We start from the raw sequence: 17,584 nt of genomic DNA, 5'->3' as shown, positions 1-17,584 counted from the left end.
TACTACTTGTTTGTTGAAAATTATCATCTATATTTGCAGTGATTCAAAAATTACTACACCTACTACATGGTAAAGTTAGTAAAATTTAAGAGAAGATATATGAATCAAGAAGAATTTAACAAATCTGGACTTTTCGTTCAGTTGTTATCAGCACCACAGTGATGATATGATGCGCAACCGTATTGTAAAAAACAGTCCCTATACAATACGGAACCAGGTTGGGGAGAAAAAATAAAAAAGAAAAAAGGATGAGCATGGATGGACTTGGATAAACAAGATCAGCCAATTTATTAATCTAAAAACTGAGAATCAAAAATTTTAATCGTATGAAAAGACTAAATTCCAATTTAGTAAAAGGAATTTTGTTTACATTCTTGTGGACATTTTCCTTGTGTATGTTTGCACAGAATATTACCGTTACCGGAACGGTAACCGATGCCGGCGGAGAACCGCTGATCGGGGTGACTATTCAGGTACAGGGAGCTACCAATGGTACTGTTACCGATATGGATGGTAATTTTACACTCAATGATGTAGCGCCGGATGGAATATTGGAGATTTCTTATGTAGGGATGGAATCACAGGAAGTAGCCATAGACGGTCAGACTAACATTCAGATAACCATGTCGGAAGATACGGAACTGCTGGACGAAGTGGTGGTAGTAGGATATGGCACGATGGACAGGCGAGAAGTAACGTCTGCCATAAAAACGGTGAGTGCCCGTGATTTCAATCCGGGAGGCGCGCGTAATCCCCTTGATCTGATCCAGGGAAAAGTGGCCGGATTGAATATGACCCGGACGCAGGGAGCTAACCCCAATTCCGGCGTAGATATCCAGCTACGGGGAGTTACATCCCTTACCGGGACAAGAACTCCGTTAATTGTGATTGACGGTGTACCGGGAGGTAATCTGGATCTGTTGCAGCAGGATGATATTGAATCGTTCAATGTCTTAAAGGATGGTTCTGCCGCCGCTATTTACGGCACGCGGGCCAATGCGGGAGTTATTCTTATCACCACGAAAAAAGGACAGGCCGGGGAACCGCAATTCAACTATTCGACCTATCTGCAACATGAAAGGGTGAGTGATAAGCCGGGTATTTTGAGCGCTACGGATTTCCGCGACCTGATCAGTCAGGGAGTAATCGATGCCGATCAGGATTTTGGTGCATCCACCGATTTATTTGATGAGCTGATCAATAAAAATAATCTGAGTCATTATCATAACTTCTCCGCGTCGGGAGGTACGCAAAATACCAATTACCGTGCCTCGGTTTTTTACAGTAACCTCGAAGGTATTGCCAAAGAAAATTCCCGTGAACAGTTCGGAGGGCGTATCAATATTAACCAGAAGGGGTTGCAGGACTTGTTGACGATGTCGTTGAATCTTGCCACAAACGTCAATAAGGCTAATATGCTGGGTGGAGCAAGCGGCGATTTCGAACAGGCTATTCAACGGAATCCGACAGCCCCTTTGTATAATGAAGACGGTAGTTTTTTCGAAACGGAAGCATTTAACAATTACAACCCGTTGTCCCGTCTGGCTAATCGTATTTCCGAAAGAAACCAGCAAACAACTTCTGCCGATCTCAGCCTGCAACTGCGACTGACGGATGAGTGGTCGGTTTCGGGCTTTGGTTCGTATATGCGTAATACATACAATGATCGTTATTACCGTTCTTCAAAAGATTGGGATAATCGTGCCGGAACGGAGTTTCAGGGAATGGGATATGCTTCCAAATCAAATCATCTGGCCTGGACAAAAACTTTTGAAGCGACAACCGACTACCGGAAAACATTCAACGATATACATACGATCACGGCCATGGCAGGGTACAGTTATCAATATGAAACATTTGAAAATTTTAATGTAAACAATAGTGGTTTTACTACAGATGCTTTTCTAGACTGGAATCTCGGTGCGGGAAGCGCGATCAATGACACCAGTTTGCCGCGTCCGGGAATGGGTAGCGAAAAGCAGGATAATACACTGGTCGCCTTTTTTGGCCGTGTGAATTACTCTCTTGCGGATAAATATTACCTGCAGGGAATTCTGCGACGGGAAGGCTCCTCCCGTTTCGGGGCGAATCATAAATGGGGTAACTTCCCTGCCGTGTCGGCTGGGTGGACCATCAGCGAAGAAGGATTTATGGATGGTGTGGATTTTGTGGATGAGTTGAAATTTCGTGTGGGTTATGGTGTTACGGGGAACCAAGGGATTCCCAATTATCAGTCATTGGTTACTTTGGGCACCGGGGGAGTATATCCTCAGAATGGCGTATATTATCAAACCTACGGTGCTGCCCGCAACCCGAATCCGGACCTTCGCTGGGAGCAGAAAGCCGAATTGAATTTCGGGGTAGATTTCGCTGTTCTGGAAAGGAGGATCAGTGGTTCCATCGATATATATAACAGGAATACAAAGGATCTGTTATACAATTATAACGCACAACAACCACCGTATGTACGTGATCTGATATATACCAATGTAGGAACATTAAGGAATTCGGGGATCGAGTTTCAGATCTCTGCTATACCCCTACAACAGAATAATTTCAACTGGAATATTGATTTTACGGCAAATACCCAAAGTAACCGGTTGACGAAACTTTCCAGTGATCTGTATGAGGCTAATTGGCTCTCGTTCTACGGACTTCCTTCCCCAGGTAACTTAGGAGATGCATTCCGTCTGGAAGAAGGTGGTTCGGTCGGTAATTTCTACGGCAAGCGTTTTGCCGGATTTACGGAAGATGGACAATGGCTGTTCTATAAACAGGACGGATCGACCGGAACAGCCACTGAAATGAGTGATGACGACCTGACCGTTATCGGGAACGGTGTCCCGAAATTTCAGGCATCGCTCACGAACACCTTTACATATAAAAATTTTGACCTGACGTTTATGTTCCGGGGTAAATTCGGTTTCGATATCCTGAATTTGAAGGAACTATATTTCGGGAATAAAAAATGGCTGCCGAATAACCTGTTCAAGAGTGCTGTTACAAAGCATGATCAATTAGACGATGATCCTCAATACTCAGACTACTATCTTGAAAAGGGGGATTTTGTGAAGCTCGACAATCTGACGTTGGGATATAATGTCCCATTGAATACCTCCTATATCCGGAATTTACGGGTTTACGTGACGGGAAAAAACCTGTTTACCATTACTGGATACAGTGGGTCGGATCCTGAGTTGCAGGATACGGGATTTGAGGCCGGTGTGGATGCCCGGGACTATTATCCCCGCACACGCTCATGGTCTGTTGGGTTGAATATCGGATTTTAACAGTAAAAAAGTTTTAGTCGTATGAAACGAGCATGATAATCATTATCACACAAGATCATGACTAATGCGAGTTCCATATGACACCATTGAAAATAAATATTTTAGTCATATGAAAAATAAAATATATCATATATCTGCTCTCATTTTGGCGACGATACTCATAGCCGGAATGAATAGCTGTACCGATCTGGATGAGAATCTCTACAGTGAATTGCATGAGTCGAATTTCTATAATAACAGGTTGGAAGTGCTGCAAGCCGCTTTGAGGCCGTTTACACATATGCAGGCCTGGCTGGCGCCCACCGGTCAGAACGGATATTATTACCATGCGGAATTGTCGGCCGATCAGCTGGCATGGCCGCAGAAAGGGCGTCATGGATACGATAGCGGTGATCATTTCCGTCAACATTATCATACATGGACATCCAACGAGGGACGCATGCGTACGGCATGGACACTGATGTGGACAGGAGTCGGTTATGTGAATTCTGCTATTGCAGACCTGGAGGAGGTGGATAATGAAGCGATAGATATTTCCGACGAGGAAATGGCTGCCATTTTGGGTGAACTATATGTGTTGCGCGCTTTTCATTATATGAAAATCATGGAACTATGGGGAAATGTACCTATTGTCACAACCGTAGGAGAAGCGATTAATCCTCCGACACAATCGAAAGCCGAAGTGTTTGAATTTATTAAAACGGAACTGGAAACCCATGTACCCAATCTTCTGCCTTATTCGGAAGAGTTGGTAGGGCGTGTCTCACAAACTGCCGGGTACGCTATGCTTGCGGAGTTATATCTGAATGCCGAGTATTTTATCGGGGAACCCATGTATGATGAATGTATCGCTGCCTGCGACAAAATTATCAGTGGAGAAGCCGGAGGTATTAACGGTACTCCCGAGCTGGCACCCGACTTGCTGGAAACATTCTCCAATGCCAATCAGAATGCAAGAGAAGCATTATTTCAATTCGCATTTAGCCGTTTAGGTGGATTTACATTCGATTGGGCAGGTTTTTTTATGGGGTATTCCAATATGAGCCGGGCGCTTGATGTAGGTTATTCCGGGAACAATGCCTTTGTGGTAATCCCTTCGGCTTTTGATGCTTATCAGGATAATGATCTGCGGAAAGAGGAGTGGTTTTTGTTCGGGCCTCAGTACGTTTACGGTACCGATGAACCGATCCTGGGTGTAGAAGAGTATAACGGACAACCTTTCATCTATGTCAATTCCATCCGCCAGGAAAGTCAGGGTGACCTTACGAGCGAAGGAGGCATGGATCAGGGAGAAGAGAACAGCGGGGCCCGGTTTCATAAATATAAGAGCGGCCGGACGAGCGATCCGGATTATCGGGAGAATCACTATATGATCTACCGGTTGACGGAAATTTATTTTAATAAAGCGGAAGCATTGATGCGGAAGAACAACGGTGTGGCTACACAGGAAGCCGTGGATCTGGTGAATGCATCCAGAAGACGGGCATTCACGAATGAAGATTGGGAGGAGGCACAATATACAACCTCCACGTTAACAATGGATGAGTTGCTGGCTGAACGCGGCCGGGAATTTATTTTCGAAGGGAAGCGACGTACGGATATCATCCGTTTCGGTAAATTTACGACCGCTAGCTGGTGGGATCATGAACCGACGAACGATCCGAATCGGGAGATCTATCCCATCCCTCATACCCAGTTGGCTGCCAATCCGAATCTGGTGCAGAATCCCGGTTATGAATAAAATGTTTTGAAAACATAAGCAATTAGCCAGGGCAATCTGAATAAAAAATAACGTGGCGGAATAAAGCCACGTTATTTTTTATCTGCATATCAGAGTATGGTCTTTATACCTACAGTAGTATTCTGAATTTGTTAAAATAAAAGATATACAGCGTCGTTTTTTAAAAGAAAGGAATATTTGTTTTACTTTTGTAAGATACGGTTCTTGTAGTGGCAATATAAAAGAGATTTGTCTATATAAGAAATGGATCGAGAATTTCCTGGAAGTATAAGATAGGTTAGGGTTAATTCAAATGAAAAAAATATTTCCATCGGATAGATTTGCTGAGTTATACAGTGCTTATTATAAAAAGTCCTTTTTGTTTACCAAATCCTATGTCCATGACAAATATGTAGCGGAAGATATCGCCTCCGAAGCGTTGATGAAATTGTATGAGAAACTGCAGAAAGAAGAGATTGAGAGTATTCCCGCTTATTTATTGACTTTATTGAAAAACCAATCGTTGGATTATCTGCGTAAAAAAGCTGTCAGGGATAAAGCCCATGCAGATTATTCCACTGCGGATTATGAGGAACTGAATTACCGGATATCCACTTTACAGGAATGTGATCCCAGTCTGATCTTTTCCAAAGAAATACAAAGTATAATTGATGCGACACTGGCACAATTGTCTCCGCAAACCCGAAAGATTTTTATATTGAGTCGCTATGAGAATTATTCCAACAAAGAGATTGCCGCAGAGTTAAATATCAGTGTGAAAAGTGTTGAATACCATATTACCAAAGCCTTGAATCTATTTCGTGAGAACCTGAAAGATTACCTTCCTTTGTTTTATTTCCTTTTTCTTTTTTAAAAAAAACAGATTTTTTGTTTAGGGTTGCCGGGGTGTAATACGTCATCTATTACAACGACGGTAATTTAACTTGCTTTTGCGAGAGATGGACGATTTGTTAAAAAAATATCTCGAAGGAGATACCAATCGAATAGAAAACAGGGATGTCTTTGAATGGATCAGACAGTCAGACAAAAATGAGCAGAAATTCAAGGCATTAAGACGATTGCATGATATTGCCATATGGCGGGATGATGCTGTTGTTGGACCGGTTGTACGGGAAAAAGTTCAAAAACGGAATGTCAGCGTTTTTATACGTATTGCGGCAGCATGCATACTGGCTATGGCTTTATTTTATTTTTATCAACAGGTATCGGACAGCGATACTGAATGGATAGTTGGGCAATCCGATGCCGGGATGCAGGAAATGAGTGTCCCCACCGGACAAAATGCTGAATTGGTATTGGATGACGGGACAAACGTCTGGCTTAATTCTAAATCGACACTTGTTTTTCCTTCCCGCTTTACCGGTACGGAAAGAGTTGTGCAACTTTCTGGTGAAGGATATTTCGATGTAGCTCACGATTCCGGTCGTCCGTTCAAAGTTGAAACGCAGCAATATAGTATAGAGGTGTTGGGGACGGAATTCAATGTCCGTGCTTATGAGGGATCACAGCTTTTTGAAACATCTCTGTTGAAAGGAAGTGTGATAGTAAGATCGGTACAAACCTCGGAAGACCTGTATTTGAAACCGAATGAGCGGGCCATCGGAAAAGACAGCAAGCTGAATATCACCTCTTTTAATAAAGATGAATTTTTGTGGCGGGAAGGAATTCTTTTTATTGATGATAAATCCATTTATGAAATCCTACCAGTATTAGAGCAATACTTCGATACCAAATTCATAATAGAGGAAAATAGCGTTGAAAAACATAAAAAATATACCGGAAAATTCCGTATTCAGGACGGAGTTGAGCACATTTTGAATGTACTTCAGATTCAAAATAAATTTTCATACAAAATGTATCAGGAAGATAAAACAATTATAATTAAATGAATGCCTATGGAATAAGAGATATTTTATCACAATTTAAGAACATGAGTAAAAATGACTAATTATTAATAATCTAAAATCAATTTAATGAATAATGGAACATATCAATAGGAAAAGAGTGAACATTCGTAAGAAAATGAGAGGACTCTATACACATAATATACGTGTCTCGGTACTTCTTATATTTACTTTATTCACGTATTCTCTGAGTGCAAATTCTCAGGATGTAAAGGTGAGCTTAACGATTAATAACAAGCCTGTTATAGATGTATTGACGGAAATAGAAAAGCAGACAGATTATTTATTTGTTTACAGTTCCGATGAGATCAGTACCAATAGGAAAGTTTCAGTGCGTGCTAATAATGAGTCTATTGATAAGGTGCTGGAGGATATTTTTTTCAACACAGATATTGAATCAAAAATAGAAGGGAAAAATATTCTTTTGGTTAAAAAGCAGGAAAATATTGCTGCCATACGTCAATCGGGACCGGTCGTGACCGGGATTGTGACTGATTATTTGGGAGATCCTCTTCCCGGTGTCAATATACGGGTAAAAGGAATCGATGCAGGAACCATTACGGATATTGACGGTAATTTCAGACTCGAAGTTCCTTATGCGAATGCAATCCTGGTATTTTCTTTTGTAGGTTTTCAGCCGCAGGAAGTAGCGCTTGGGGGAAGGGATCATGTAACCGTACAATTAGTAGAAGACAGCAAAGCATTGGAAGAGGTGGTGGTTGTCGGTTATACCACACAAAGGAAAGCAACCATAACTGGTTCGGTGGCGACTATAACCACTAAAGACCTAAAGCAAAGTCCCACTGCAAACATCAATAACGCTTTGGCAGGGCGTATGCCGGGATTAATGGTCAATCAATTCAGCGGAGGAGAACCGGGAGTAGATGTGGCCGATGTCAATATCCGGGGTATGGGGACATACGGAGATAAATCCCCTATTATAATTGTTGATGGCGTTGAGCGGGATATGAGTTATCTGTCTGCGGAAGAGATAGAGACTTTTACAATACTCAAAGATGCTTCTGCTACTGCTGCTTATGGTATCAGAGGTGCAAATGGTGTTATTATTGTAACGACAAAGCGGGGACAGGCCCAGGAAAAAGCTACGGTGAACTTTAAAGCATCCGTAGGTACGAATCATCCCGTGAAATTTCCTCAATATTTGGGTTCGGCCGATTATGCGACGCTTTATAATGAAGCGATGATAAACAGTAACCCGAATACGGATCCTTCCTCTCTTACTTTGTTTTCAGCGCAATCCATAGAAAACTTCAGAAAAGCAAAAGGAGATAATTCGGATGGTTTGGGATATAACTGGGATTATTTCGATTATGCTTTTAAACCGGGAATCCAGCAGGATTATAGTCTTTCCGTCAGAGGTGGCTCCAATCAGGCGCGTTATTTCGTGATGGGGAATTACTATGAGCAAAGCGGAAATTATAAACATACCAATTTAACACAATACGATACCCAGGCGGTATTCAAACGCTATAATTTCCGTGCCAATGTGGATGTCGATATTACGAAAGATTTTTATGTAAAAGTGGATCTTGGTGCACGTATTACGGACAGGAACGCACCCGGAACCACGGCTTCCAGAGTGGTTGCTATTGCCAATACCCAGCCGCCTTATCTGCCGATCACCTTGCCGGATAACGGGCATCCGGATAATGAGGTCTATGTTTTGAATAATCCGTATGGCCTGCTATATGGTGATTTTTTACATCGTTACAATATATTAGGAGAATTGTCGCGTACCGGTTATTTGAACGAAAAGAAAACTTTTTTGAACGGTTCTTTTGCATTAGGACATAAGCTCGATTTTATTACCGAAGGTTTAAAAATAGAGGGGATCTTCTCTTATGATGCTGAAGAAGGACGTTGGATCAGAAGGGTGCTTGAAACACGTGCCGACGGTTATGCAAGTTATGGTCGGTATGCCACCTTTCAGCCTGCAGAAGGCAATCACGGTGCGTTCTATATGAATAATACCTTTTATGAAGGTAGGTATATATTAGGCAATCCCTGGTATGATACCGATGCAACAATAGGGAACAGTTTAAGCCATAATGCCGCGCAGAGTAAGACCTATTATCAGTTGAAACTGGAATACCTGCGTCAGTTCGGAGGACAACATGATGTGTCGGGTCTGGTTTTATTTAACCGCTCAACGCGGAGTTATGACAACAGGGTGGAATACCGTTATCAAGGTATAACAGGACGGATGACCTACGCTTTTGAGAATAAATACCTGGCGGAATTCAATATCGGGTATAACGGCTCAGAAAATTTTGCTCCCGGTAAACGGTACGGGACGTTTCCTGCCGGTTCATTGGGATGGGTAGTTTCTGAAGAATCGTTTATGAACGGTACGAAAAGCTGGTTGGACAATCTTAAGATCAGAGGATCGTACGGGTTAGTGGGAAGCGATAAAATATCGGACTCCAATGATGATCGCTTTGCTTACCTACAATTTTACGTAGGCGGGAGCGGATACAGTTTTGGTATAAATGAGTTTGGAAGCGGACTCAGTGGATTACGGGAAGGAAATTTTGCCAATCCGAACCTTACATGGGAGAAGGCCCGGAAACTGAATATCGGTATCGATGCTTCACTCCTTAGGCAGCGCTTGAATTTTTCTGTTGATTATTTTAATGAGTATCGGTATGATATCATCACCAGCTTAAGCGGAGGAGATAAACTGGGATTTCCTGATATTGTAGGGAAAGATGCTCCCTTTATCAATTCAGGAATTGTGGAAAATCGTGGTATTGATTTTGAAATAGGATGGAACGGGCGTATAGGAAGAGATATAAGATACTATATCAGGCCTAATTTCACTTTTGCGCGCAACAAAATAAAATTTATGAATGAAATTCCTTATGATGAGGAATATAGGCGAAATACCGGTAAACGGATTGATGAGCATTTTGTATATGTATTCGACCGTTTTGTCTATGATCAGGAGGATGCCGATCGTCTGAATGCAATGAACAATGGAAACGGATTTCAACCGTGGGGGAGGCTTTATCCCGGCGATGTTGTATATAAGGATCTGAATAGTGACGGAAGGATAGATGATGAAGGAGACCGCATGAATATGGGATACCCAAGGACTCCGGAAATACAATTTGGGATCCCTTTGGGAATACAATATAAAGGGTTTGATTTGAGTGTCCTTTTCCAGGGTGCGACAAATAGCAGTGTGCTGTTGAACGGTGCGGCCGTATGGGATTTTCCGGCATACGAACAAGATCAGACAGGAAAAGTGAAACCCATGCATTTCAACCGGTGGACGGAAGAAACAAAAGATACGGCTACTTATCCGCGTCTTACTATCGGTGCAAATAATAACAATAAGAACGGACAAAGTAGTTTGTTCTTATATGATGCGTCGTACCTGCGATTGAAAAATTTTGAAATCGGATACTCTTTACCGGGAAAAGCCATCAGATTCGCCGGATTACAGACTGTAAGAGTTTATATACAGGGAATGAATCTGCTTACATTTGATAATCTCAAAGAAGTTGACGTTGATCCCGAAACAAGAAGCGGTGACGGTTCCTGGTATCCCGTACAACGTATTTTCAATTTTGGAATAGATATAACTTATTAATACAGATAAAAACAATGAACAAGATAAAGTTATTTGCCGGATTGATAGCATCTATGTTTCTTTTATTCATGGGATGTGATGACTATTTGGATAGAATGCCGGACGATAAAGTAAACGAACAGGAAGTATTCACCCGTTTTGATTATGTAAATCAATTGGTAACAGATTTGTATGAAGGAGCTAAATCGGCCAATAAACCGCTCATATATTTCAATCACTTCGGTACTGCTGCTGTTACAGATGAAGCCAGTGCCAGCAGCCATGAAGCTGCTATCCCGCATCAGTTTCATATCGGAAATTACGGCCCGTCTCAGGGAATGCCTGATCGTAGCAGTGTAGGACAATATTGGTGGGATCTGTATACTAAGATACGTAAAGCAAATATTATACTGGAAGGCGTGGAAAAATACAATACGCCTGACAATCCGCAAATGGGGCGGGAAGGAGATATTGTGAAAAGAGTGGGAGAAACATATTTCCTGCGTGGGTATCTTCACTTTCTGTTGTTGCGTGCTTATGGTGAAGTTCCCTATGTGGATCATGTGATAAATCCTGATGATGATATGTCATTCACTCAATTATCGGCACATGAAATAGTGGAACGTATTTGTGCCGATGCCGATGAGGCATACGCCAGGGTTGCAGCCTTTAATGGAGGACAGGATTTTGGTCGTGTAGATCAGGGAGCCTGTCTCGGATTGAAAGCGATGGCAAGGTGGATAGCTGCCACGCCTATGTATAACGGAGGTAACTTTCCGAACGATACACGGTTATATAAAGATGAATACGGATACGATACAAGAAGGTGGGAAGCGGCTAAAACGGCAGCAAAAGCGGTGATGGAGGCCAAAGATAACAGCGGTGGATTACGTTATTCATTGTATACAAAACATGATAAAACCGATTTCGGGGACCTTAACAACGATAATACAAGCAATAGTAAGGTCCATCGGCGTTTGTGGAATATGTTCTATGATATGGATGCAATTCAGAACGAATGGGTTTGGTTTGTAACGAGAGACAAGGATACCGGTTGGTCGGGTGACGTATTGCCTCCGTCGCAAGGCGGGCATGCAAGACAGCGGCCTCTTCAGCAGCAGGTAGATGAATATGAATATATTGCTCCGGATGGATATGGGTATCCAGTGTATACCGAGAGGGCCGTTTCAGACGGATATGATGATGGAAATCCTTATGAGAGCGTCCAGCGTGATCCCCGCTTTTATCGGGATATCCGTTACCACGGTTCTGTTTATCGGGGTACAACATTGAACACCGCTGAAGGAAATGACGCTGTAAGCGGAAGTTATCTTGATAACGCATCGCACACAGGTTATTATTTACGTAAATTTTACAAAGATGGATGGACCAGGGGGGACGGATCCCATATAATCAACGGTCCCGCTATCTGGCGTCTTCCCGAGATAATGTATATCTATTGCGAAGCTGTAAATGAGACGACCGGCCCCAATGAAGAGATTTATAATATATTGAATGAAATACGCGCACGCTCTTTTATGGCTCCCATTCCGCCGGAGGCAAGAACGGACAAAGAGTTGATGAACGAATATATACAAAGGGAGCGTCGTGTTGAATTATTCTATGAGAATCATCGTATATGGCATGCCCGGTTATATCTGGAGCCCGATGATCCGGCTGAAATCGCTCTTGAAAATGCTTATGTGAACGCCGATAGCTGGCCGTATCCTAAAACACAACGTTGGTCTCATGGAATGAGACCTGTTGAAGATGAGAATGGGAAAATCGAAGTAAACGGTAAAAAATATAAGATGCAACGGTTTGAGATTCAGGAAGGACGGGTATTCGAAACGCCCAGACATTATCTGTTCCCGATAATGACGGATGAATTGAAACGAACCCCGGGATTGGTGCAAAATCCGGGATGGTAAGGACTCGGTAACATCATAATACAACTATGAATAAGGTTGCCCGAATAACGATCTGAATTTTGGGCAATCTTATTTTTTATTAAAAGAATCTCATCTTTTAATCCTGCAAATTGGGGAAAGAGATCATGACATGTGACTTTTTCTGATACGTATCGGAGAGTAGGTGTTTTAAAATCTTAATAAATACAATCAATCATGAATATAGAGATAAAATAGTTGCATACCTTCGCAGGAACTTCTATTTTAGTCCCCGTTTTTCAAATCGTTTCAGTAACAGGAATAACGATACTCCATTTATTGTTTTATAACTTCCAAATCCGATCAGAATAGTATAATAACTAGCATAATTATGACAACGCGTAGAAATTTTATTAAAAAAACCGCAGTAGGGTTAACTGCACTGGCTGTTCATCCTGCCTGGGCTGCCTCACCGGTAAGAGGTACATCTATGAAGGAAAAATTTGTTTCCAACCGCCCTGTAACGGGCGACCGGCATTTTACTTCGGTTGCTGTAGAACAGACTATCACAAGGGTGAAAGCAAAAATAAAAGATCTGAAACTGGCATGGATGTTTGAGAACTGTTTTCCCAATACGTTGGATACAACGGTAAGTTTCAGTATGAAGAACGGCAAACCGGATACCTTTGTGATCACCGGCGATATCGATGCCATGTGGCTCCGGGATTCGTCGGCACAGGTATGGCCTTACTTGCCGCTCACCAAGTCCGATGCAAAACTGAAGCAATTGATCGCAGGATTAGTCAACCGCCAAACACAATGCATTCTGGTCGATCCTTATGCCAATGCTTTCTACAATGAACCCAGGCCGGAGGGTTCATGGCAAAAAGACTATACCAAAATGACTCCAATGCTGCATGAACGCAAATGGGAGATAGACTCACTCTGCTATCCTGTGAGACTTGCATACCACTACTGGAAGACTACTGGCGACACTTCCGTGTTTGACGCTGATTGGAAAAAGGCAATGGGCCTTGTGATACAGACGTTCAAAGAGCAGCAACGTAAGGATGGTCTTGGCCCTTACAAGTTTCAAAGGGTAACGGAGCGTCAGTTAGATACGGTGAACAACGATGGATATGGTAATCCTGTAAAACCGGTGGGGCTGATTGTTTCCACTTTCCGTCCTTCCGACGATGCTACTACTTTTCAGTTTCTAGTACCATCCAACTTTTTTGCCGTAACTTCACTCAATCAGATTGCTGAAATTGCAGAAAAGGTTGTCCGTGATAACGCACTGGCGGCTGAAAGCAAGGCGCTGGCCGATGAAGTATATAATGCCCTTAAGCAATATGCCGTTGTGGAGCATCCCAAATATGGGAAAGTATATGCCTTTGAAGTAGATGGTTTTGGTAACGCCTACTTCATGGATGATGCCAATATACCCAGCCTGTTAGCGCTACCTTATCTTGATGGGGTTGAGAAAAGCGATCCTATTTATCAGAACACACGTAAACTGGTATGGAGTGAAGATAATCCTTACTTCTTCAGAGGAACTGCCGGAGAAGGAATCGGAGGCCCACATATCGGATATGATATGGTTTGGCCGATGAGTATCATTATGCGTGCACAAACCAGTGACAGTGACGATGAGATCCGGGATTGCCTGCGGATGCTGCGTGATACCGATGGAGATACAGGTTTTATGCATGAGTCGTTCCATAAAGATGATCCTGCTAAATTCACCCGGAAATGGTTTGCATGGGTAAATACTTTGTTTGGCGAACTGATCGTGGATCTGGAAGGCAAAGGAAAAATGGATTTAGTCAATTCGATATAAAATTAAACCACGAAAATATTCTAATGAAAAATTCTTTGATTATAGCGGCCATTCTCATTTTGATGATATCCTGCGTGGGGACTACGGGCACTTCATCGTACAGTGATGTTTCTGCGGAGGATACCCCTGTGGATTATGTCAATGTGCTGATGGGTACCATGTCGGAGTTTTCCCTTTCCAACGGTAATACCTACCCGGCCATAGCAGTCCCATGGGGAATGAACTTCTGGACCCCCCAGACCCGCAAGATTGGCGATGGCTGGCAATATGTGTATACCGACTATAAACTGAACGGATTCAAACAAACGCACCAGCCCAGCCCGTGGATGAACGACTACGGGCAATTCTCCATCTTTCCGATGACCGACAGAATGGAGTTCGACCAGGAAAAGCGGGCGAGCTGGTATTCACACAAGGCGGAAGTGGTAAAACCCTATTACTATAGCGCTTATCTTGCCGATTATGATGTCACCACGGAGATCACGCCCACCGAAAGGGCGGCGGTGTTCCGCTTCACTTTCCCCGAAACAGACAGGTCCTACGTGCTCGTGGATGCATTCGACAAGGGATCGGCAGTGGAAATCCTTCCTGAAAAGAATGCCATCATCGGTTATACAACACGCAACAGCGGAGGTGTGCCGGAAAACTTCAAAAATTATTTTGTGGTTGTGTTCGATAAACCGTTCCAATACAAACATGTGGTAAAAGATGGCGAGATCCTGCCGCAGGGTGATAAGGTGGAAGCCGGCCATACAGGCGCCTTTATCGGTTTTGCCACCCGAAAAGGGGAAAAGGTAATAGCAAAAGTAGCATCTTCCTTTATCAGCCACGAACAGGCCTGGCAAAATCTGAAAGAGGTGGCGGAAAAAGATTTTGAAACGGTGAAGCAGGAAGGGCGTGACGCATGGAATGAAGTGCTCGGTAAAATAGAGATAGAGGGCGGAAACCCCGACCAGAGACGCACGTTCTATTCCACCTTCTACCGCTCCACGCTGTTCCCCCGCAAATTCTACGAGATCGATGCAGCGGGAAATATCATCCATTACAGCCCCTACAACGGAGAAGTCCTTCCCGGATATATGTATACCGATACCGGATTCTGGGATACCTTCCGTGCCCTTTTCCCGTTCCTGAACCTTGTCTACCCGTCGGTGAACGTGGAGATGCAGGAAGGGCTCGTCAATGCATACAAGGAGAGTGGATTCCTGCCGGAGTGGGCAAGCCCCGGTCATCGCGGAGTCATGATCGGCAACAATTCGGCTTCGGTGGTGGCAGACGCCTATCTGAAAGGATTACGCGGATATGATATCGAGACACTTTATGAGGCGATGCTGCACGGTACCGAGAATGTGCATCCCAAAGTTTCCGCCACGGGACGTTACGGACACGAGTATTATAATAAACTGGGCTATGTGCCTTATAACGTGGGTATCCACGAGAATGCGGCCCGTACGTTGGAATATGCTTATGCCGACTGGGCCATTTATAAGCTGGCCAAGGCGCTGAACCGCCCGCAGGAGGAAATCGACCTGTTTGCCAAACGGAGCCAGAATTATCGGAACCTCTATTCGCCGGAGCATAAGCTGATGCGCGGGCGTAACGAAGACGGCTCGTTCCAGTCCCCTTTCAGCCCCTTGAAATGGGGAGACGCCTTCACGGAGGGCAACAGCTGGCACTATACCTGGTCGGTTTTCCATGATCCGCAGGGACTGATCGACCTGATGGGCGGTAAGAAAGAGTTTGTGAATATGCTCGATTCCGTTTTTGTAATACCTCCTGTTTTCGACGACAGCTATTACGGATTTCCGATCCATGAGATCCGTGAGATGCAGGTGATGAATATGGGACAGTACGCGCATGGCAACCAGCCTATCCAGCATATGCTGTACCTCTACAATTATGCGGGTGAACCGTGGAAAGGCCAGTATTGGATACGCGAGGTGATGGATAAACTTTATAACCACTATCCTGACGGCTATTGCGGAGACGAGGACAATGGACAAACCTCGGCGTGGTATGTCTTCTCCGCACTCGGATTCTATCCGGTTTGCCCCGGTACCGACCAGTATGTGGTCGGTTCCCCGTTGTTCAGCAAGATGACCGTTCATCTGGAAAATGGGAATACCATCGAGATCAATGCACCGGATAACAGCAAGGAAACAAGGTATGTTTCCGGCATCAGGATCAACGGAAAGGAGTATACCAAGAACTACTTTACGCATGACCAGTTGATGAACGGAGCCAAAATTGATTTCTCCATGTCTGCCACACCCAATAAAACACGCGGCATCAATGAGTCCGATTTTCCCTATTCGTTCTCTAACGAAAAGGAGTAAGTTATATCAACTATCAGAAAAAGTGTCGCCGGAATTTTTTCGGTGGCACTTTTTGTATATAAAGAGGGTCTTTAAAATAAAATCAGCCATATCAACTTTTTTCCTTATTTTTGTGGCAGCCGGATTGTTACAAGGTTACGAGCAATAACAGCGTGTGTTTTAGATTGCGGCAGGACAGATAAATTTAAAAATCAAATTGGAATCAAAAATGTTGTTTTCAGTATTAGATATAATCGGTACGATAGCTTTTGCCATTTCAGGAACGCTTACCGCCATAGAGAAGCGGTTCGATATTTTTGGGATTGCTATTATTGCAGCCGTGACGGCTATAGGTGGCGGAACATTGAGAGATATGCTTATCGGGAATACTCCGGTAATGTGGTTGCAGCATCTTGAATATCTTTACATCGTGATTGCTACTATTATTGTTACGATCTTTTTCCGGAAAAGTTTGAATAAACTTCGGACATCTCTTTTACTGTTTGACACAATGGGGATCGGTATTTTTACACTTATAGGGATACAAAAAGGGTTGTTAATCGGATTGCACCCCATAGTATGCATCCTCTTAGGTACGGTAACAGCCTGTTTTGGCGGGGTGATCAGGGATACACTTTGTAACGAAGTGCCTATTATCTTTAAGAAAGAGATATATGCTACTCCCTGTATTATCGGCGGAGGTATATTTTTTCTGGTTCAATATATGGGATTCACCCAGAACATAATCTATTTGGTTACCATTATATCCATTATTACCATTCGGCTTTTTGCCGTACGTTTGCATTGGTCATTACCCGTGGTAAAACTATAGGGAGTGTCAGAGTCCCTAATGACTCAGTATTGACAAGATAACCCTACAAAAAAAGCCGGCTCTCTGTTACGAAAGCCGGCTTTTTTCGAGTGTTGCGGAGACAGGACTCGAACCTGTGACCTTTGGGTTATGAGCCCAACGAGCTACCAACTGCTCCACTCCGCGATCTGTTTTCCTT

The 17,584-nt window shown here is 43.4% G+C and carries 9 protein-coding genes and 1 tRNA gene; 9 read left to right on the top strand and 1 reads right to left on the bottom strand.

Annotated elements, in window-relative coordinates; all coding sequences use genetic code 11:
- Positions 1-326: 326 nt before the first annotated feature.
- From PSM36_RS12195 to PSM36_RS12155, 9 genes are all read left to right on the top strand, one after another.
- Positions 327-3,290: a SusC/RagA family TonB-linked outer membrane protein gene (locus PSM36_RS12195; protein ID WP_076931130.1), complete on the top strand. Its 2,964-nt coding sequence runs from the start codon at positions 327-329 to the stop codon at positions 3,288-3,290.
- 109 nt (positions 3,291-3,399) lie between these two features.
- Positions 3,400-5,031 carry a RagB/SusD family nutrient uptake outer membrane protein gene (locus PSM36_RS12190; protein WP_076931129.1) on the top strand — a complete coding sequence of 544 codons (1,632 nt, stop codon included), beginning with the start codon at positions 3,400-3,402 and terminating at the stop codon, positions 5,029-5,031.
- A gap of 292 nt (positions 5,032-5,323) precedes the next feature.
- The gene (locus PSM36_RS12185; protein WP_076931128.1) at positions 5,324-5,884 is read left to right on the top strand and encodes an RNA polymerase sigma-70 factor; all 561 of its coding nucleotides are present in this window, start codon (positions 5,324-5,326) and stop codon (positions 5,882-5,884) included.
- 85 nt (positions 5,885-5,969) lie between these two features.
- Positions 5,970-6,920, top strand: a complete 951-nt coding sequence (locus tag PSM36_RS12180) for a FecR family protein (protein WP_076931127.1) — start codon at positions 5,970-5,972, stop codon at positions 6,918-6,920.
- A 91-nt stretch (positions 6,921-7,011) separates the two neighbouring features.
- Positions 7,012-10,551: a TonB-dependent receptor gene (locus PSM36_RS12175; RefSeq protein WP_232001440.1), complete on the top strand. Its 3,540-nt coding sequence runs from the start codon at positions 7,012-7,014 to the stop codon at positions 10,549-10,551.
- Between the two features lie 14 nt (positions 10,552-10,565).
- Positions 10,566-12,461 carry a RagB/SusD family nutrient uptake outer membrane protein gene (locus PSM36_RS12170; protein ID WP_076931126.1) on the top strand — a complete coding sequence of 632 codons (1,896 nt, stop codon included), beginning with the start codon at positions 10,566-10,568 and terminating at the stop codon, positions 12,459-12,461.
- A 349-nt stretch (positions 12,462-12,810) separates the two neighbouring features.
- A complete protein-coding gene (locus PSM36_RS12165; RefSeq protein ID WP_076931125.1) occupies positions 12,811-14,259 on the top strand; it encodes a glycoside hydrolase family 125 protein in 1,449 nt (482 codons plus the stop codon).
- Between the two features lie 23 nt (positions 14,260-14,282).
- Complete coding sequence (locus PSM36_RS12160; protein ID WP_076931124.1) at positions 14,283-16,595, top strand: GH92 family glycosyl hydrolase; 2,313 nt, start codon at positions 14,283-14,285, stop codon at positions 16,593-16,595.
- Positions 16,596-16,803: 208 nt separating this feature from the next.
- Positions 16,804-17,406, top strand: coding sequence for a trimeric intracellular cation channel family protein (locus PSM36_RS12155; protein WP_076931123.1), 603 nt, complete (start codon positions 16,804-16,806; stop codon positions 17,404-17,406).
- A gap of 92 nt (positions 17,407-17,498) precedes the next feature.
- On the opposite strand, the gene PSM36_RS12150 is transcribed toward PSM36_RS12155, so the two are convergent.
- Positions 17,499-17,571 (bottom strand) — tRNA-Met (locus PSM36_RS12150).
- Between the last annotated feature and the right edge of the window lie 13 nt (positions 17,572-17,584).

Origin of the sequence: Proteiniphilum saccharofermentans, assembly GCF_900095135.1 — a bacterium.
Lineage (GTDB): Bacteria > Bacteroidota > Bacteroidia > Bacteroidales > Dysgonomonadaceae > Proteiniphilum > Proteiniphilum saccharofermentans.
The sequence above is the reverse complement of the archived record's forward strand: the minus strand, read 5'-3'. Positions and strand labels throughout refer to the sequence as shown.